The sequence below is a fragment of the Sphingomonas sp. J344 genome, assembly GCF_024700005.1.
Classification (GTDB): Bacteria; Pseudomonadota; Alphaproteobacteria; order Sphingomonadales; family Sphingomonadaceae; genus Sphingomonas.
In genome coordinates, this window is sequence record NZ_JAJONB010000001.1 from 2,405,883 (window position 1) to 2,423,424 (window position 17,542).

At 66.5% G+C, this 17,542-nt stretch carries 19 protein-coding genes and 1 pseudogene; 5 read left to right on the top strand and 15 right to left on the bottom strand.

Annotated elements, in window-relative coordinates:
• Nucleotides 1–38: 38 nt before the first annotated feature.
• From LRS12_RS12120 to tgt, 3 genes are read right to left on the bottom strand one after another with little or no spacing between them, the layout of a single operon-like run.
• Complete coding sequence (locus LRS12_RS12120) at nucleotides 39–2,951, bottom strand: pitrilysin family protein (protein ID WP_257844764.1); 2,913 nt, start codon at nucleotides 2,949–2,951, stop codon at nucleotides 39–41.
• A gap of 28 nt (nucleotides 2,952–2,979) precedes the next feature.
• The gene (locus LRS12_RS12125; protein ID WP_257844765.1) at nucleotides 2,980–3,189 is read right to left on the bottom strand and encodes a hypothetical protein; all 210 of its coding nucleotides are present in this window, start codon (nucleotides 3,187–3,189) and stop codon (nucleotides 2,980–2,982) included.
• Between the two features lie 50 nt (nucleotides 3,190–3,239).
• Nucleotides 3,240–4,370, bottom strand: coding sequence for a tRNA guanosine(34) transglycosylase Tgt (gene tgt, locus LRS12_RS12130; RefSeq protein WP_257844766.1), 1,131 nt, complete (start codon nucleotides 4,368–4,370; stop codon nucleotides 3,240–3,242).
• Nucleotides 4,371–4,404: 34 nt separating this feature from the next.
• Here tgt and LRS12_RS12135 point away from each other — a divergent pair, with 34 nt between their 5' ends.
• The gene (locus tag LRS12_RS12135; RefSeq protein ID WP_257844767.1) at nucleotides 4,405–4,731 is read left to right on the top strand and encodes a cupin domain-containing protein; all 327 of its coding nucleotides are present in this window, start codon (nucleotides 4,405–4,407) and stop codon (nucleotides 4,729–4,731) included.
• On the opposite strand, the gene LRS12_RS12140 is transcribed toward LRS12_RS12135, so the two are convergent.
• The 8 genes from LRS12_RS12140 to LRS12_RS12175 all read right to left on the bottom strand — a co-directional run bounded on the left by LRS12_RS12140 (nucleotide 4,705) and on the right by LRS12_RS12175 (nucleotide 10,706).
• Nucleotides 4,705–5,373: an HAD hydrolase-like protein gene (locus LRS12_RS12140; protein ID WP_257844768.1), complete on the bottom strand. Its 669-nt coding sequence runs from the start codon at nucleotides 5,371–5,373 to the stop codon at nucleotides 4,705–4,707. The genes LRS12_RS12135 and LRS12_RS12140 overlap by 27 nt on opposite strands.
• Nucleotides 5,366–6,319: a cation diffusion facilitator family transporter gene (locus LRS12_RS12145; protein ID WP_257844769.1), complete on the bottom strand. Its 954-nt coding sequence runs from the start codon at nucleotides 6,317–6,319 to the stop codon at nucleotides 5,366–5,368. The genes LRS12_RS12140 and LRS12_RS12145 overlap by 8 nt, the downstream gene beginning before the upstream one ends.
• A 47-nt stretch (nucleotides 6,320–6,366) precedes the next feature.
• Nucleotides 6,367–6,852 (bottom strand): EF-hand domain-containing protein, encoded by a 486-nt coding sequence (locus LRS12_RS12150; RefSeq protein ID WP_257844770.1) that lies wholly within the window; start codon nucleotides 6,850–6,852, stop codon nucleotides 6,367–6,369.
• Nucleotides 6,849–7,886, bottom strand: coding sequence for a tRNA preQ1(34) S-adenosylmethionine ribosyltransferase-isomerase QueA (gene queA, locus LRS12_RS12155; RefSeq protein WP_257844771.1), 1,038 nt, complete (start codon nucleotides 7,884–7,886; stop codon nucleotides 6,849–6,851). Before queA ends, LRS12_RS12150 begins: the two co-directional genes overlap by 4 nt.
• A gap of 42 nt (nucleotides 7,887–7,928) precedes the next feature.
• Complete coding sequence (locus tag LRS12_RS12160) at nucleotides 7,929–8,573, bottom strand: peptidylprolyl isomerase (protein WP_374580904.1); 645 nt, start codon at nucleotides 8,571–8,573, stop codon at nucleotides 7,929–7,931.
• A gap of 368 nt (nucleotides 8,574–8,941) precedes the next feature.
• Nucleotides 8,942–9,448, bottom strand: a complete 507-nt coding sequence (gene coaD, locus LRS12_RS12165) for a pantetheine-phosphate adenylyltransferase (RefSeq protein ID WP_257844773.1) — start codon at nucleotides 9,446–9,448, stop codon at nucleotides 8,942–8,944.
• 104 nt (nucleotides 9,449–9,552) lie between these two features.
• On the bottom strand, nucleotides 9,553–10,455 hold the full coding sequence (locus LRS12_RS12170; protein WP_257845499.1) for a polyprenyl synthetase family protein: 903 nt from the start codon (nucleotides 10,453–10,455) through the stop codon (nucleotides 9,553–9,555).
• A 5-nt stretch (nucleotides 10,456–10,460) separates the two neighbouring features.
• Nucleotides 10,461–10,706, bottom strand: a complete 246-nt coding sequence (locus tag LRS12_RS12175) for an exodeoxyribonuclease VII small subunit (protein ID WP_257844774.1) — start codon at nucleotides 10,704–10,706, stop codon at nucleotides 10,461–10,463.
• A 236-nt stretch (nucleotides 10,707–10,942) separates the two neighbouring features.
• Here LRS12_RS12175 and LRS12_RS12180 point away from each other — a divergent pair, with 236 nt between their 5' ends.
• Entirely contained in the window at nucleotides 10,943–12,304 is a 1,362-nt protein-coding gene (locus tag LRS12_RS12180) for an NAD-dependent succinate-semialdehyde dehydrogenase (RefSeq protein ID WP_257844775.1), read from the top strand.
• Between the two features lie 71 nt (nucleotides 12,305–12,375).
• Nucleotides 12,376–12,789: a hypothetical protein gene (locus LRS12_RS12185; RefSeq protein WP_257844776.1), complete on the top strand. Its 414-nt coding sequence runs from the start codon at nucleotides 12,376–12,378 to the stop codon at nucleotides 12,787–12,789.
• A gap of 87 nt (nucleotides 12,790–12,876) precedes the next feature.
• Here LRS12_RS12185 and LRS12_RS12190 read toward each other — a convergent pair.
• From LRS12_RS12190 to LRS12_RS12205, 4 genes and pseudogenes are all read right to left on the bottom strand, one after another.
• A pseudogene (locus LRS12_RS12190) lies at nucleotides 12,877–14,579 on the bottom strand (AMP-binding protein).
• Between the two features lie 36 nt (nucleotides 14,580–14,615).
• On the bottom strand, nucleotides 14,616–14,828 hold the full coding sequence (locus tag LRS12_RS12195; RefSeq protein WP_257844777.1) for a hypothetical protein: 213 nt from the start codon (nucleotides 14,826–14,828) through the stop codon (nucleotides 14,616–14,618).
• Nucleotides 14,829–14,893: 65 nt separating this feature from the next.
• Nucleotides 14,894–16,108, bottom strand: a complete 1,215-nt coding sequence (locus LRS12_RS12200; protein WP_257844778.1) for a diguanylate cyclase — start codon at nucleotides 16,106–16,108, stop codon at nucleotides 14,894–14,896.
• Entirely contained in the window at nucleotides 16,105–16,584 is a 480-nt protein-coding gene (locus tag LRS12_RS12205; RefSeq protein WP_257844779.1) for a hypothetical protein, read from the bottom strand. Before LRS12_RS12205 ends, LRS12_RS12200 begins: the two co-directional genes overlap by 4 nt.
• 184 nt (nucleotides 16,585–16,768) lie before the next feature.
• Between LRS12_RS12205 and LRS12_RS12210 the strand changes: the two genes are divergently transcribed.
• On the top strand, nucleotides 16,769–17,158 hold the full coding sequence (locus tag LRS12_RS12210) for a UrcA family protein (protein WP_257844780.1): 390 nt from the start codon (nucleotides 16,769–16,771) through the stop codon (nucleotides 17,156–17,158).
• Between the two features lie 70 nt (nucleotides 17,159–17,228).
• The gene (locus LRS12_RS12215; RefSeq protein ID WP_257844781.1) at nucleotides 17,229–17,489 is read left to right on the top strand and encodes a hypothetical protein; all 261 of its coding nucleotides are present in this window, start codon (nucleotides 17,229–17,231) and stop codon (nucleotides 17,487–17,489) included.
• Nucleotides 17,490–17,542 lie beyond the last annotated feature (53 nt).

Sequence of the window (17,542 nt, forward strand, 5' to 3'; positions counted from 1 at the left end):
GTGTCCATCGGCGGAGGTGGGCTAGGCGGTCGGTAAGGTCATGAGACAAATCTGAGCATTTGATGGGGCACCCGAAACCATGTGGTAGCCAGCGCCCCGCCAATCGCTACTTCAACGTCGCGCTGTCGAGGTTGAGCGCGCTGGCCGGGATCACCTCCAGATGCGGGTAGCTCTTGCGCAGCTCGTCCACGAACGCGTTTGCGTCGCCGACCACGACGATGCTGGCGTTGCTCGGGTCGAGCACCTTCTTGGCCGCTGCCTGCACCGCTGCCGGATCGACGCCCTGGATCGACGGGATATACTTTTGCAGCGTGTCGAGGGGGACGCCGTCGGCGACATAGTCGGCGAGCGCGCCGGCGATGCCGTCGGTGCGTTCGATCCGGCGGCCGAAGCTGCCGACCAGCACCGCCTTGCGCGATTCGAGCTCGGCGGCGGGGGACCGGGGCCGCGCCCAGCCTGGTCATTTCCTCGGCGATCAGCTTGACCACTTCGGGGGCCGACGGGTTCTTGGTCTGGGTCGAGGCGGTGACGATGCCCGGCGCGCGGCGTGCGTCTACGCTGCTGCCCGCGCCATAGGCCAGACCGCGCTTGATGCGGATTTCACGATTGAGGCGCGAGGTGAAGCCGACGCCGAGTGTGGCGTTGGCGACCTGTGCCGCGTAGAAGTCGCGGTCGCTGCGCGCGATGCCGGCACGCGCGATAACCACGCCGGCCTGACCAGCTTCGGGCAGGTCGACGACAATCACGCGCGGGGCAAGCGCTGGCTGGGCCGCGCTTGCCTGAATTGTCAGTGCGCCGCGTTGCCAGTCGCCGAACAGTTTCTGCGCGAGCGTGGTTGCATCCTTGCTGCCAATGTCGCCGACGATGACCAGCGCCGAATGGTTCGGACGCCAGGAATTGCCATAGGCGGACACGACATCCTGTCGCGTGATCCGCGGCAGCGAGGTCGGGCTGCCCGACAGCATGTTGCCATAGGCGCGGTCGCCGAACACAGCGCGGCTGGCGACGATGCCCGACAGTGCGGCGGGATTCTCTAGCTGGACGGTGACGCCGTCGACTGTCTGCTTGCGCGCGCGGTCGATCTCATCCTGCGCGAAGGCAGGGTTGCGCGCGACATCGGCGAGCACGGTGAGCGCGGGTTCGACCTGATCGGCCTTGACCGTTACGGTCGCAAAGGCGGCATCCCAGTCGGCCCCGGCGCTGATCGATCCGCCGAGCGATCTGATCTGCTGTGCAATCTGTTCGGCTGAGCGCGTTGCTGTTCCCTTGGTCAGCAGCGATGCTGCCAGCGCGGCCGTACCTGCCTTGCCCGCAGGATCCTTGGCGCCGCCCGCCGGGGAAACGACAGTCGCAGTGACGATCGGCAGGTCGCGCTTTTCGACCACGATCACGCGCATCCCGTTGGCGAGTTTCGTTTCGACCGCGTTGGGGATGGTGGGGGCGACGGGCGCGCCGGGGGCGGGGACAGCAACCCGTTCCGCCTCGCTCGCCGCAGTGTGGATGACAATGTCCTTTGGCGCGACCAGGGGTGCGACCTTCACCGTGTCAGCGACTGCAACCGTGTCGCCCTTGGCTCCCTGCGCCATGGCGTCGGGGAGATAGATGAGCGCCGCGGACTGATTGTCGCCCAGATACTTGCGCGCGACGCGCTGGACGTCGGCGGCGGTCACCTTGGCGATGTCGGCGAGCTGGCGGTCGCTGTGGCGCGGGTCGCGGTCGATGATGATCGACGCGGCGAGGGTCGACGCCTTGCCCTCCGCCGTCTCGCGGCTCTTGAGCGCGCTGGTCAGGATCTCGTTCTTCGCCTCGGCAAGTTCGGCGGCGCTGACCGGCGTGTCGCGCAGTTCGGCGATCTCGCGCCGCATCGCCTGTTCGCCATCCTCGGCCGACTTCCCGCCGGCCAGGATCGCGTACATCGCATAGGCGCCGGTCGACTGGCGCGAATCGAGGAAGGTGTCGGCCTGCGCCACCAGCTGATCGCGATAGACGAGGTTGCGATAGAGCCGCGAATTCTCGCCCCCGGACAATATCCCGTCGAGCACGGTCAGCGCGGGCAGATCGGGATCGTTGTCCGGCGGCAGCTGATAGCTGAGCAGCACCGCAGGCAGCGGAGTGTTGGGCTCATAAACCGTCTTGCGCACCGCCGTGGTGCGCGGCGGTTCGGCGACGGTCACGCGCGGGATCGGGCGATCGGGCTTCGCGATCGGCGCGAAATATTTGTCTACCCATTTGGCCAGCTGGGCGGGGTCGAAATTGCCGGCGACGACCAGCACGGCATTGTCAGGCCGGTAATAGGTAGCGTGAAAGGCGCGAATATCGTCGATATTCGCCGCGTCCAGATCCTCGATGCTGCCGATGCCGGGACGGGCATAGGGGTGCACGGTGTAGGAGATGTTGGGGAAATAGACGTAGAACAGCTTGCCATAGGGCTGGGCCAGCACGCGGCTGCGCAGCTCTTCCTTCACGACATCGCGTTCGGAGGCGAAGACCTTCTCGTCAACGACCAACGTGGCCATCCGGTCGGCCTCGGCAAACAGCAGCCGCTCGAGATGGTTGGCAGGGACGACCTCGAAATAATTGGTGTAGTCCGACGCGGTCGATGCGTTGTTATAGCCGCCGACATCCTCGGTCAGCCGGTCCATCTGTTCGTCGACTAGGTTTCTGGTACCCTTGAACATGAGGTGCTCGAACATGTGCGCGAAGCCCGACTTGCCCGCGGGATCGTCCTTGCTGCCGACATCGTACCAGACCTGCACCGACACGTTGGCGGTGCTGGTATCGCGGATCGCATAGACTTTGAGGCCGTTGGGCAGCGTCCGTTCGGTGAAGTCGAGCGGGGCGACGGCGATCTGCTGTTGCTGCTGCTGTGCGGCGGGTGCGGCCTGCTGGGCCTGTGCGGCGAAGGGGAGCAGGGCGGCGCTCAGGTACAGCGCGGTGCGGGTCAGGCGCATCTTGTCGGTCTCCGGTCGGGAGGGAGGGTCAGTCTTTCTTGCGGCTGCGCGCGGCGTAAATCACGGCGGCGGCGAGTGCGGCGGAACCGATGCCGATGCCGATCTGCGCCAGCGGCCATTTCTTCGCATCGCCGGGCTTGGGCGTGCCTTCCGCCCGCTCGGCGATCTCGCGCGCCTGACGTGCGGCGGCGGTGATTTCGTTTGCAATCTCTTCAGCGGCGTCGGTCTTGTCGGTCACTGGATACTCCTCTGTGTCACAGGAGTAGGACAGGGACGGGGCGGGTGCAATCAGTCGCGCCTGCCATAATATTGCGCGCGAAACGCATTGGCGAAGGCGGTGAGTCGCCCCTTGGCGATCGCGGCGCGCAGATCGGCCATCAGCGACTGATAGAAATGGAGGTTGTGCTCGGTCATCAGCATCGCCCCCAATATCTCCCCCGCGCGGACGAGGTGGTGGAGATAGGCGCGGCTCCAGGTCGCGCAGACCGGGCAGGCGCAGTGCGGGTCGACCGGCCCCTGATCTTCGGCGAATTTGGCGTTGCGAATGTTGATCGGACCGTTTGCGGTGAATGCCTGGCCGGTGCGGCCCGAGCGGGTGGGGAGAACGCAATCGAACATGTCGATCCCGCGCTCGACCGCGCCGACAATGTCGTCCGGCTTGCCGACGCCCATCAGATAGCGTGGCTTGGTCGCGTCGAGCTGGCCGGGGGCATAGTCGAGGCAGCCGAACATCGCCTCCTGCCCCTCACCCACCGCGAGGCCGCCGACCGCATAGCCATCGAAGCCGATGTCGAGCAGCGCGTCGGCGCTGGCCTTGCGCATCCCTTCATCGAGTGCACCCTGCTGGATGCCGAAAATCGCGTTGTTTGCGGCATGGTCGCCGCCCGCGTCGAACGCGTCGCGCGAGCGCTTTGCCCAGCGCATCGAGCGTTCCATTGCCGCCGCCTGAACCTCACGCGTCGAGGTGGTCGGGACCAGTTCGTCGAATGCCATCACGATGTTCGACCCGAGCAGCCGCTGGATCTCGATCGAGCGTTCGGGGCTGAGCATGTGGCGCGTGCCGTCGAGGTGCGACTTGAAGACGATCCCCTCTTCGCTGCGCTTGGTGAGGTCGGACAGGCTCATCACCTGATAGCCGCCGCTGTCGGTCAGGATCGGGCGATCCCAGCCCATGAATTTGTGCAGCCCGCCGAGGCGGTCGACCCGCTCGGCAGTGGGACGCAGCATGAGGTGATAGGTATTGCCTAGGATGATATCCGCGCCGGACGCGCGCACATCCTGGGGCTTCATCGCCTTGACTGTGGCGGCGGTGCCGACCGGCATGAAGGCGGGGGTGCGGATTTCGCCGCGCTGCATCGCGATCGTGCCGGTACGCGCCTTGCCGTCGGTGGCGTGGATGGTGAAGGTGAAACGGGACATGACTGTCCGATGCGATGTCGAGGGGTGAATGGCAATGGCTGATCACGGCGGAAACCTGTTCGCGCCGTTGCCCGACGCGCGGGCGGGGGAGGTGTTCACCCCGCTGCTGGAGCGCGGTGAGGTGCGGATCGAGCGAATCGTGTCGCATGGGCAGGCGACGCCGCCCGACGCGCCGTTCGTGCAGGATGCCGACGAATGGGTGGTGGTGCTTCGCGGCGCTGCGGGCTTGCGGATCGAGGGACAAACCGAGGTGGCGCTGGCACCCGGCGATCATGTCTTCATCCCGGGCGGCGCGCGGCACTGGGTGACGCGGACAGATCCCGACGCCCCGACCCTATGGCTGGCGGTCCATCTCGGCTGAGGCAGCGACATAGGTCACGACATCGCCCGGCGTCGCGAAGGCGAGGTCGGGGTTGAGGTGGGCGAACGCCTCGGGCTCGGCATAACCCCACAGCACAGCGGCGGCGCGGATGCCGACCTCTCGCGCCGCGTCGATGTCGCGCGTTTCGTCGCCGAGCGACATGATCTGCGCCGCAGGAACGCCGCTCTGGCGCAGAATCTTGCGGAACTTGGGCGCCTTGCCGAACAGCGACGCGCCGCACGCCCACCAGCTGAATCGCGCCGCGTTTTCGGGGCCGAGGACGGCGCGGGCATTCGCCTCGCTGTTGGAGGTGACGAGCGCGAGGGGGATGCCCATCGCCTCGATCGCGACGAGCATCTCGGTCACGCCGGCGAACAGATGTACCTTGTCGGTGTTGCGCCCGAACAGCTTGCGGACGTAGCGCGAGATGAAGGGCAGTTTCCAGCGCGGAATGCGCAGATGGCTGATGACGTCGCGCGACGTCATCTTGCGCAGCGGCTCGATCTCGTCGGGGTGCACGCGCCGGAAATTGTAGCGATCCGACAGATGGTCGATGATCGACAGGAACCAGCCGCCGCTGTCGGACAGCGTGCCGTCGAAGTCGAAGATGACCAGCCGCAGCGGCTGTGCCGGGTCAGCCATGCCCGGCTCCGTGGCCGCCATGTAGGCGGCACGGGTCGCCATCGCCGATCTCGATCTGGAGCGTCGCGTGGTTGATTCCGAAATCATGCGCCAGTCGGTGCTGGGCATCGTGGAGAAACGCGTCGCCTGGATGGCCGCCGGGCATCTGGAGATGCGCGGTCAGAGCCACCTGGGTCGTGCTCATCGGCCAGATATGAAGATCGTGGACCCGCGCCACGCCGGGCAGTGTGGCGAGACTTTCCTCGACCTTTTCGGCGTCGATCCCCGGGGGGACGGCGTGCAGCGCCATCACCACCGAATCGCGCAGCAACCCCCAAGTGCTCCACAGGATTACGACGACGATCAGCAGGCTGAGCGCGGGGTCGATCCAGTTCGCGCCGGTGAACAGGATCAACGCGCCGCCGACCACCACGGCGGCGGAGACTGCGGCATCGGCGGCCATGTGGAGATAGGCACCGCGGATGTTGAGGTCGTCCTTGCTGCCGCGCATGAACAGCAGGGCGGTCGCGGTATTGATGACGATGCCGATCCCGGCGACGATCATCACCGTCGCGCCTGGCACGGGCGAAGGATCGCCGAAGCGCCGCACCGCCTCCAGCGCAATCGCGCCGACCGCGAACAGCAGCAACACCGCATTGGCGAGCGCGCCGAGAATGGTCGAACTGCTCAACCCATAAGTGAAGCGGCGCGACGCGGGGCGCTTGGCGAGCGATGCTCCACCCCAGGCGATCAGCAGCCCAACGACGTCGGACAGATTGTGCCCGGCATCGGCGAGCAGCGCCATCGATCCGGTCGCGATCCCCGCCAGCCCCTCGACCAGCACGAAGCCGAGATTGAGAACGGTGCCGATCGCGAAGGCGCGACCGAAGTCCTTCGGCGCGTGGCTATGGCCGTGGCCTGAATGATTATGCCCGGCGGGGCCGTGGTGATGGTGAGAGCCGTGCATCGCGCTGACCTTAGCCGCAGTGCGGCAGGAGATGCTAGGACATCAGTTCAGCGATTGCGCTGCCGGCGATTGGGCTGCTCGGCAGGGCGCTGGCCCGGCTGGGGCAGGGCGCGCACCGTGAGCAATTCGCTGCGGCGCAGCGACCCGTCCTTGTCGGCATCGAAGCGGGTGAAGAAAAGATCGAACCGCGTCTGGAGCTCGGTCAGGGTGATGCGGTTGTCGCCATCGGCATCGACTTCGAACGGGCTGGGCAGGGCGTTGCGATTGCCCAGCCACCGCTCCGACCAGTCGCCAAAGGCGATATAGCCGAGTGCGGGCTGGTCCTTGGCGCTGAGCTCGAAGCTACGGCGCACCCCGGTGTCGAACTCCGCGCGGGTGACGATGCCGTCCTGGTCGGCGTCGAACGCGGCGATGGCCATCGCGACCGGCTCGGCGATCATCAGCGGGATCGGCGTCGCCATTCCCGGCTGGGGCGGTGGTGCGGCGGGCGTCGTCTGGGTCGCGGCGAGGATCAGGGCGAGGGCAGGGATCATGCGCGGTCCTCCGGCAACAACAGGCTGGCGTCGCCATAGCTGTAGAAACGATAGCCTGATGCAATGGCATGCGCATAGGCGGCCTGCATCCGGTCCAGCCCCATCAGTGCCGATACCAGCATGAACAGGGTCGATCGCGGCAGGTGGAAATTGGTGACAAGGCCGTCGATGCCCCGGAAGCGGTAGCCCGGGGTGATGAAGATCGCGGTGTCGTCTTCGAACGGGCGAATGGTGCCGCTGTCGTCGGTCGCGCTTTCGATCAGGCGCAGGCTGGTGGTGCCGACGGCGATCACCCGGCCGCCAGCGGCGCGGACGGCGTTGAGCCGGTCGGCCGTGGCGGCGTCGATGCGGCCCCATTCGGCGTGCATCCTGTGGTCGGCGGTGTCGTCGGTCTTGACCGGCAGGAAGGTCCCCGCGCCGACATGGAGGGTCAGCGTGGTATGGCCGATCCCGGCGGTGTCGAGTGCGGCCATCAGGCCAGGCGTGAAGTGCAGCGCCGCGGTCGGTGCGGCGACGGCGCCGGGTTCACTGGCGAACATCGTCTGGTAATCGTCGGCGTCGCGGGCGTCGGTCGGGCGCTTCGCGGCAATATAGGGCGGGAGCGGCATGCGACCGGCGCGCTCCAGCAGCAGCTCGACCGGCTCGTTCCCGGGGAAGAACAGGGTGAAGCTGCCATCGTCGTGCCGCGCTTCGGCGGTCGCGGTGACGGCGTTGCCGAAGTCGATGCTGTCGCCGACCTTCAGGCGCTTGGCATTGCGGATGAACGCGATCCAGTGGCGCGGCCCTTCGCGCTTGTGCAGCGTCGCGCCGATTTTCGCCGCGCCCCGCGTCCCTTCGAGCTGGGCGGGGATGACGCGGGTGTCGTTGAACACCAGCATGTCGCCGGCGCGGAGCAGGTCGGGGAGGTCGGTGACGACCCGGTCTTCGGTGCGATCTCCGTCGAGCAGCAGCAGTTGCGCCGAATCGCGGGGGCTCGCCGGACGGAGTGCGATCCGTTCGGCGGGCAGGTCGAAATCGAACAGGTCGACGTTCATCGCGATACTGAATTCCTCCCCGTCGCCGGGGAGGAATGGACATCACTGGCCCGGACCTGCGGGGAGTGCCGCCGGGGCCTCGACCGGGGCAGGGGCAGCGGGGGTGAAGGGCGGGGGATTGTCGGCGGCGATGTAGGCGCGGACGACGCGGGCGGGGTTCGCCGGCGGCTCGCCGCGCGGGATCGCGTCGACCCACTGCATGCCGTCGAGCACGCGACCGAACACGGTGTATTTCTGGTCGAGCTGAAGGCGCGGGACCAGCATGATGAAGAACTGGCTGTTCGCGCTATTCTCATCCTCCGCGCGCGCCGCGGCGACCGCGCCGCGCACATGGGGGAGGTAGTTGAACTCCTTGGGCAGGTCGGGCAGGTCGCTGCCGCCGGTGCCGTCGCCCTTGGGATCGCCGCCCTGCGCCATGAAGCCGTCGATCACGCGGTGGAAGATCAGGCCGTCATAGAATTTGCGGCGGGTCAGCTCCTTGATCCGCTCGACCGCCTTGGGCGCGACATCGGGACGCAGCCAGATGGTGACGCGGCCACCGGTCGACAGGTCGAGAATCCACAGATTCTCCTTGTCGGTCGTGGCGGGTGGGACAGCACGGCCGGGCGGGGGCGGGACATGCTGGGCGGTAGCTGGCATCGCGAACAGCGAGCCAAGCAGGGCAACACACAAGGCAACAAGACGCATCGATATCCCCACCGGATTTCAGAAAACTGGAGCGGCTTAGAGCAAATCGCCGCTTGCGGCAAAGTGAATGCGGTGCACCCCGCCGCCAAGGATTGAACCGCCCCGAAAGCTGACAAAGTTACGCGAAACGCGCTTCATTCTGTCAGCTTTGGCCCATGGATGCCCGGCGTCCGACCATCGTGATTCGAGGCTATGCCGGTTGGGGGTTTGTAGGAAAGCGGTTTTTGCGGGTCGTCCTGATCCTCCCCTCGGCGCTGGGGCGAAGCGTGACGGAGAGGGTGGATGCATAACGGTCGAGAGGACGCAGCCGTCCTCCCCTCCGTCGCCTTCGGCGCCACCTCCCCCTGGCGGGGGAGGATTTAGAAGTGTCAGCTGCCCTTGCGGCCGATCCTCTCGACGCGCGCGACCACTTCGTCGCGAACCGTCGGCGGCACGAACTTGCGGATCTCGCCACCGAACAGGGCGATTTCCTTGACCAGCCGCGACGCGATCGGCTGGAGCGAGACATCGGCCATCAGGAAGACGGTTTCGATCCCCGCGTTGAGCTGCTGGTTCATGCCCGCCATCTGATATTCGTACTCGAAATCGGCGACGGCGCGCAGGCCGCGCACGATCATGCTCGCGCCCTCACGCTCGGCAAAGTCCATCAGCAGCGAATCGAAGCTGACCACATGGATTTCGCCGTCGAGATCCGCGACCTCGCGCCGGACCATTTCCATCCGCTCCTCGACCGTGAACATCGGGTTTTTCGACGGGTTGGTGGTGACGCCGATGACGAGCCGGTCGACCAGCTTCGCGCCGCGCCGGATGATGTCCATATGGCCGAGCGTGATCGGATCGAAGGTGCCGGGATAGACGCCGGTGCGGGTGGTCATAACGCTACCTCGTCATGCCAGCGAAAGCTGGCATCTTGTGCCGCAGGCGCGGCGCTTGTGGCGGAAGACCCCAGCTTTCGCTGGGGTGACGGTTAGGGAGTTACTCACCGATCCCGCTCGAGCACGAAACGGGCGATGGCGCGGAGGAGGTCGGCTTCGGGGCCGTAGCTGTGGAGGTGTTCGATCGCCTGGTCGACCAGCATGCGCGCCTGTTCGCGGGCGCGGTCGATGCCGAGCAGCGAGAGGAAGGTTTCCTTGCCCGCCGCTTCGTCCTTGCGCAGCTGCTTGCCGACCGCGTCCTGATCGCCCTCGACGTCGAGGATGTCGTCGGCGATCTGGAAGGCGAGGCCGATGTCGCGGGCATAGCCGCGCAGGCCGGTGCGGCCTTCGGGTGGCAAGCGACCGAGGATCGCCCCCGCCTCGACCGAACAGGCGATCAGCGCGCCGGTCTTGAGCGCCTGGCAGCGGGTGACGGTGGCGAGGTCGAAGCTGGTGGTTTCGGCGACCAGATCCATCATCTGTCCGCCCGCCATGCCCGATGGGCCGGACGCCTGCGCCAGATCGGCGATCAGCTCGGCGCGGACGAACGGATCGGGATGGGTGGCGGGATCGGCGAGGATTTCGAACGCGAGTGCGTGGAGGCAATCGCCGGCGAGGATCGCGGTCGCCTCATCAAACGCACGATGCACCGTCGGCTTGCCGCGGCGCAGATCGTCATCGTCCATCGCGGGCAGATCGTCATGGATCAGCGAATAGACATGGATCGCCTCGATCGCGGTGGCAACGCGCGCGGTACAGCGGCGGTCGACCGCGAACAGCTGCGCCGTCGCGAAGGTGAGCAGCGGTCGCAGCCGCTTGCCGCCGCCGATCGCGGCGTGGCGCATCGCTTCATAGAGCTTGGCGCGCGGGTCGGCGGGAACGGCGAGGAGATGGTCGAACTGACGGTCGATCTCTGCCGCGACGTCACGCAGTGCTGCGTCGAGGGTCTGGCTGGCGTCCGCCACCATCGCGCTCAACCCGCCGCGAACGGGGTGGTGCCGGTGACGTTGCCGTTGGCGTCGGCCCGCACCTGTTCGATCCGCGCCTGGGCCGCGTCGAGCCGGGCCTGACACTGGCGGCGCAGCGCGTCGCCGCGTTCGTACAGGGTGATCGCCTGATCGAGCGGCACGTCGCCGGTTTCGAGCTGGCCGACGATCCGCTCGAGCTCGCGAAGGGCGTCCTCGAAGGACAGGGCGGCGATGTCGGGCTGGTCGGTCATGCTGACGCTATGCGATGGCGGCGGAACCAATTCAACCTCCCGCGATTGGCGTTGCGACTGTAGAATGGGTCGAGCCTCCTGATCCTCCCCCGCAAGGGGGGAGGTGGCACGCGTAGCGTGACGGAGGGGAGGAAGCGGAGCGGCATGAGGTTGGGGACATTGCCATCCTCCCCCTCCGTCGCCTTCGGCGCCACCTCCCCCTGGCGGGGGAGGATTAATGATCTCGAGGAGCGCGCATGTTTACCAGCATCAATCCGGCGACGGGCGAGAAGGGCGAGAGCTTCGAAGAACTGGACGGCGATGGCGTCGAGGCGGCGCTGGTGCGGGCGGATGCGGCGTTTGCGTCGTGGCGGGTGAGTCCGGTGGAGCAGCGGACCGCATTGCTGAGTGCGATTGCGGACCGGTTCGAGGCGGGGAAGGACCATCTCGCCGAAACCGCGACGCGGGAGATGGGCAAAACGCTGGCGTCGGCGGTTGCCGAGGTGGAAAAGTGCGTCGCGGGGTTCCGCTACTATGCCGAGCATGGGGCGGATTTTCTGAAGGGCGAGGAAGTCGCACTGCCGACCGGGCGGGCGGTGACGCACTGGCTGCCGCTCGGGCCGATCCTCGCGATCATGCCGTGGAATTTTCCATACTGGCAGGTGGTGCGCTGGCTGGCGCCGACGATCCTGGCGGGGAATGTCGGGTTGTTGAAGCATGCGTCGCTGACCCAGGGGTGCGCGGCGCTGATCCAGCAGATGGTCCAGGCGGCTGGCGCGCCGGACGGGCTGTTCCAGAATTTGGCCGTGAAGTCGGACAAGGTGTCGCGGATCATCGCCGACAAGCGCGTGGTCGCGGTGACGCTGACCGGGAGCGAGGGGGCGGGGGCCAAGGTCGCCGAAGCCGCCGGGCGCGCGCTCAAGAAGGTGGTGCTGGAGCTGGGCGGGTCGGACCCGTTCGTCGTCATGCCCTCGGCTGATCTGGACGCGGCGGTGAAGACCGCGGTGAAGGCGCGGATCCAGAATGCCGGGCAAAGCTGTATCTGTGCCAAGCGGATGATCGTGCATGCTGACGTTTATGATGCGTTCGCCGAGAAGTTCGTCGCGGCGATGGATGCGGTGAAGATCGGCGATCCGATGGAGGACGGGGTCGAGATGGGGCCGCTGTCGAGCGTGGAGCAGCGCGACACGGTGCTGGAGCAGCTGGAGCGGGCGGTCGCGGCGGGCGCGGTGCGGCATGGCGGCGAGAAGATCGAGCGGGACGGCGCGTGGATGCGGGCGGGCGTGCTGACCGAGGTCGATCAGGAGGCGGAGTTTGCGAAGGAGGAGATTTTCGGGCCGGTCGCGATGTTGTTCCGCGCGGAGTCGCTGGACGACGCGATCCGGCTGGCGAACGATGTGCCCTATGGGCTGGGGTCGAGCGTGTGGAGCAACGATGCCGACGAGCAGGCGCGGCTGGTGCGCGATATCGCGGCGGGAATGACCGCGGTGAACCAGATGCTGGCGTCGGTGCCGGGTGCGCCGTTCGGCGGGGTCAAGCTGTCCGGCCATGGCCGCGAGCTGGGGCCGTGGGGGCTGCATGAGTTTATGAATTTGAAGGCTGAGATGCGGGCTTCTTAGCCCCTCCCCTGAAGGGGAGGGGCTAAGAAGAGCGCTCAGGACATCTGCATGGTTCATGCTATCAGGGCCGCATGAACGACAACCGAGAACCGCGCAGAAACTGGCGGATGCAATGGCTCGGCAGCATCCAAGAATTTGCTGACGGCGAGGCGCAGCACCGACGGTGGCTCGACCGAACGAACACTAACCCGCATTATTCATTCGTCGAGTATATGTGCTGCTATTTTGACAACCTCTGTTTGTCAGACAGGGGCTACGACTGGGCCGTCAAAGAGAATCTGATCAGCCTTATGGAGGCTGCGGCAGTGGCTGAGTTCCACCAGATCGTCGACGCCTATCACAGTCCGACTAACGATTATGACCATGACGCTATTCTGGCAGACCCCGCTTGGGCTGAAGTGGTCGAGGCTGCCAAGCGTGCGCAGGCCGCACTCCTCTGCCTAATCGGCGACGTGGACGAACAAAGGTCGCTCACGGAAGCTTAGTTAGCAGCTCATTGACCTACTCAAGAAGAAGACCCTCCCCAACCCCTCCCGCGAAGGCGGGAGGGGCTTAAGAAGAAGGGGGAGAGCCTAAGAAGCCGCCGCCTCCGCTGCAATCTCCAGCAGCAGATCCTTGCGGCTCAACTTCCCGATCATCGTCTTGGGCAGCTTCTCGCGCACCACCACCGCATCCACGCGCTCGTGCTTGCCGACCTGGGGGTTGAGCCATGCACGCAACGCCTCGCCGGTTACCGGGTCGGCATCCTCGTTCAGCGCGACATAGGCGCGGGGGACTTCGCCCATGCGGGGGTCGGGCATGCCGACGACCAGCGCCTCCTTGATCGCGGGGTGGCGGTAGAGGACTTCCTCGACATGTTTCGGGAAGACCTTAAACCCGCCGACCGAGATCATGTCCTTGAGCCGGTCGACGATGCGGATGAAGCCGTCCTCGTCGATCTGGCCGACATCGCCGGTGCGCAGCCAGCGCGTGCCGGCGGCGTCGTGGCAGAAGGTGGTGTCGTCGGTCTCCGGGCGGTCCCAATATCCGGCCATGATCTGGGGGCCGGCGAGGACGATCTCGCCCGGTTCACCCGGAGGCGCGTCACGTGAGGGGTCTTCCTTGTCCACCAGACGCACGCGGGTGGCGACGATCGGCTGGCCGATGGTGCCGGACTTGCCTTCGCCGCGATAGGGGTTGGCGGAGACGACGCCCGAGCTTTCGGACAGGCCATAGCCCTCGATCAGCGTGGCGCCGGTTTCGGCCTCGAACCGTTTCTTGAGCTCGGCGGGCAGGGGGCGCCGCCGGAGATGCAGTAGAGCAGGCTCGACCAGTCGGTCGATTTGGAATGCGGGTGGTCGATCAGCGCCTGGAACATCGTCGGCACGCCGGGGAGCGCGGTCGGCTTGGTTCGGTTGATCGCGGCGAGTGCCTGGGCCGCGTCGAAGCGGGGGAGCATCACGATCTCGCCGCCGGTCAGCACGGTGCGGTTGAGGACGCAGGTGTTGGCGAAGACGTGGAAGAAGGGGAGGACGCCGAGCACCTTGTCATGGCTGGTGCCGAGATCGGGGTCGAGCCGGGCGACCTGACGGGCATTGGCGGACAGGTTCTGATGGGTCAGCATCGCGCCCTTGGGCACGCCGGTGGTGCCGCCGGTGTACTGGATCAGCGCGAGATGGGTTTGCGGATCGATCGGTGCCGCGACGCACGCGCCGTCATTGGCGATCAGTTGCGAAAAGGCGGTGATGCGCGGGTCGTTGGGCTTGGCCGCGACCTCCTTGCCCTTGAACAGGCGGTAGAGGATCGACTTGGTTGCGGGGAGCGCGCCCGCGACCGAACCGACGACGAGGCGTTCGAGGCCGCTCTTGTCGAGCACCTTGAGCGCGGTCGGGAGCAGGGCGGTGGCGCTGAGCGTAAACAGCAGGCGGGTGCCGCTGTCGGCGACCTGCGCAGCCAGTTCATCGACGCTGTAGAGCGGCGAGAAATTGACCACCGTCGCGCCGAGCTTGAGGATGCCGTAATAGGCCGCGACGTAATGGGGCACGTTGGGCAGGAACAGGCCGATGCGGTCGCCCGGGCCATAGCCCAGCGCCTTGAGGCCGCAAGCGACGCGGTTGGCGCCGTCGAGCGTTTCGGCAAAGCTGTAGTGACGACCGAGAAAGTCGAGCAGCGGCGCATTGCCCTTGCGCCGCGCCGATTCCTCGAACGCATCGACCATCGAGAGCGGCGGCATCGGCTGGTCCCACGGACCGGGATGACGGTAGTTAGTGCGCCAGGCGTGCTCGGGATCGCTCATTTACACGAGTGTAAGCAAAGCCCGGCGGAAGGCAAGTCAGCGCAGGACGGCGCGTTCGGTCCAGGTGTAGAGAACCGAGACGGCAAGCACGCCGGTATCGACGGCAGCCTGGAACTTGCGCGGCGTCTTGTCGGTGATCTCGTGCGTCAGGATCTCGAACTCGGCGCTGGGGCGCACCGCCGCAGTGGTGACGAGCAGGGCGGCGGCACCGGCGACAATTGCTAGTCTGCGCTTGTTCAACTGGTCCATCATGCCCTCCCGATGGGCGCGCATTAGGAGAAGCAGACGCTGAACGAAAGCTGAATTCGGCGAGGTCAGGCCGCGATCGGCGCGGTCTTGACGCGGTCGCGACCGGCGGCCTTGGCGTCGAACAGCGCACGGTCGGCGGCGCGATAGAGCGACTTCCACTGCCTTTCGTCGGCGATCGGACCCTGGGCGGTGCCGATGCTGGCGGTGACGCGCAGGTCAAAGGGCATCCGCGTCGCGCGCAGCCGGGCAAGCATAGTCTCCGCCTCCACCGGGTGGACGGCGTCGCACAACAGCGCGAATTCCTCGCCCCCGATCCGTGCGGTCAGTCCGTCCTCGGGCGCGAGCGCGCGCAAGGTACGGGCGACCACGCGCAGCACTTCGTCGCCGCCGTCATGGCCGATCGTGTCGTTGACCTGCTTGAACCGGTCGAGGTCGAGGATCAGCAACGTCTGTGGCCCCTTGCGCCCGATGGCATGGCTCAGGAACGAACGACGGTTGAGCAGTCCGGTGAGCGGATCGAGATCGGCAAGGCGGCGTGCGACCGTCTCCGCCGCTACCGCCGCGTCACGCTCGCGGCTGAGCAGGCGGATGCGATAGGCGATGGCGATCGACGACAGCAACGCTTCCGCCGCCATCGAAACCAGCGTCGAATTGTCGAGCCAGAAGCTCCACGGTACCACGCCAAGGCTATTGAGGACGCGCAGGCACCCCGCGACGATCGGTGCCGCCCACGCGATGCCGAACAGCCACAGGAAGTTGGAACGGTTGCGCCAGGCGGACGCCACGACCGCGAGGATCGGGAGGATCATCGCGGCGAACACCCAATTGTAGATGGTGCTGAGCAGCGTCGGCGCGAGCGGCGCGAAGATCGCGAAGCCGATGCCCACCGCCAGCAGTGCGGCCATGCTGATCCGCATGAACATGCGCAGCCGCGGGCCGAAGACATGCTCCTCGAAAAAGGTGCGCGCGAACCACAGCAAGGACGTCGCCGCGAGCGTGAGCAGCAGATAGTTGATCCGCAGTCGCGTCGTGTTGGCAATGTCCGGCATCAGCCAGGCGAGCGCGCCCGACGAGGTGAAGGCATAGCCCATCAGCGTCGCGACCATCACCGCATAGGCGAGCTGGAACCGGTAGCGCAGCGTCGCCCACAAAGCGAGATTATAGGTCAGCAGCGCGATGCACAGTCCGCCGAACGCGGCATAGAGCGCGGCCATGAACAGGTTCGCGCGGCTGCTTTCGGCCTGGGTCGCAATGCGGACATTGCGCACCACGCCGTTCATGTTGCTCGCACCCTCCACCTTCCACAACAGCCGGTCGACGGGCGCGCGCAGGCGGGGATGGGGTATTCGACGATCGCGCCGAGCTGAATGCGTTTGGTGAGGCCGACCGGGTCATCCGACGCGGTTTCGACGCGACCGTCCTTGTAGAGAATGTGCAGCGTGGTCTGGCCCTGCCACAGGCTGAGCATCCGCACGTTGAGCGGACGGCGCGAGCGCGAGCGTTCGCCGACGTGTTCGGAGATGACCCAATAGTCGCCGCTGCCCAGTTGCTTCTGCGGCGTGACGCAGTCGAACCCGGCAAGGTCGCGGGCGATGGTGCGGAAATCGTCGCCGGGCGCGGCGCGGCGGATGCAGGTGGCGAGAGGGCGACCGGTCGTCCCCGCGCTCCAGCCCGGTGGGCGGGCATCCGCAGGGGAGGCGAAGATCGCGGCGAACGCGACTGCCAGTGCGATCAGCGTTGCGATCCCCCGTGTCATGATCCCGGATTAGGCCGCGGAAGGCGAAGAAGTGGTTAACATCAACCGCTTGAATCGCCCGGCACGGCGTCGTTTGCGCACCGCAAGTCCATGCGATGCCTGTCCGATGCCGGGACGGAGGGTGCGTCGTGCTGGTTAACGGCGGGCGCAGGTTGCGCTAGGATAGCGGACAGTGAGGCGTGTGATGACACCGATGCACCTGATGGCCGCACTGGCGGCAGCGATGATCCTGACCGCCCCGGCACGTGCGGGCGACCGGTACGAGACGCAGCGGATCGCGGTTCCGGCGGCGGGGCTGGACCTGTCGACCGATGCGGGGATCGATATTCTCGCCGCGCGGATCGACCATGCGGTCAGACGTATTTGCGGGAGCGACCGGCGGTGCCGCGACGGGGCATGGGAAAGCACCGAATGGCAGGTCGACCGGATGATCCGCAAGGCGCGGGCGTGGCGGCGACTGGCCGAGGAACGCGCGGCGCAGTTGCGGGCGTGCCGGGACCGCTGTTCGCGACCGGCGAGCTGGTACGCGCCGCCGCCGCCGGCGGGGGTGACGGTGATTGTGGTGCGGCACTGAGGGGGTGCTGGGCTGACCATCGGGTCGCGACTCCGTTGCGGACGTACCGCAGGCAGGGCATCTCACCCCAATGAAGCTGCCCTTCATCCTTTCGATGCTCCTGCCGCGCAGGCGCACAACCGAGGACGATGCACGCCAGGCTATGATGGCTTGCGACATTAATCCCGATGAGATCGTTTGGGAGGTTGGCGCTGATGGCTCGTTCGCTATCGGTCGCAAGCACCCCGATGCTGACAACCTTACAGATGCTCGGATTAGCTGCTTGGTCGGCTGGGCGCAGCGCAACCGTATCAAGCTTGGGTTTGTCGGTTGGGAAAGCCGCCCGAACTGACGATTGGGGGAGCGAGAAGGACAAGAAGAAGACCCTCGCGTCATTCCTTCCCA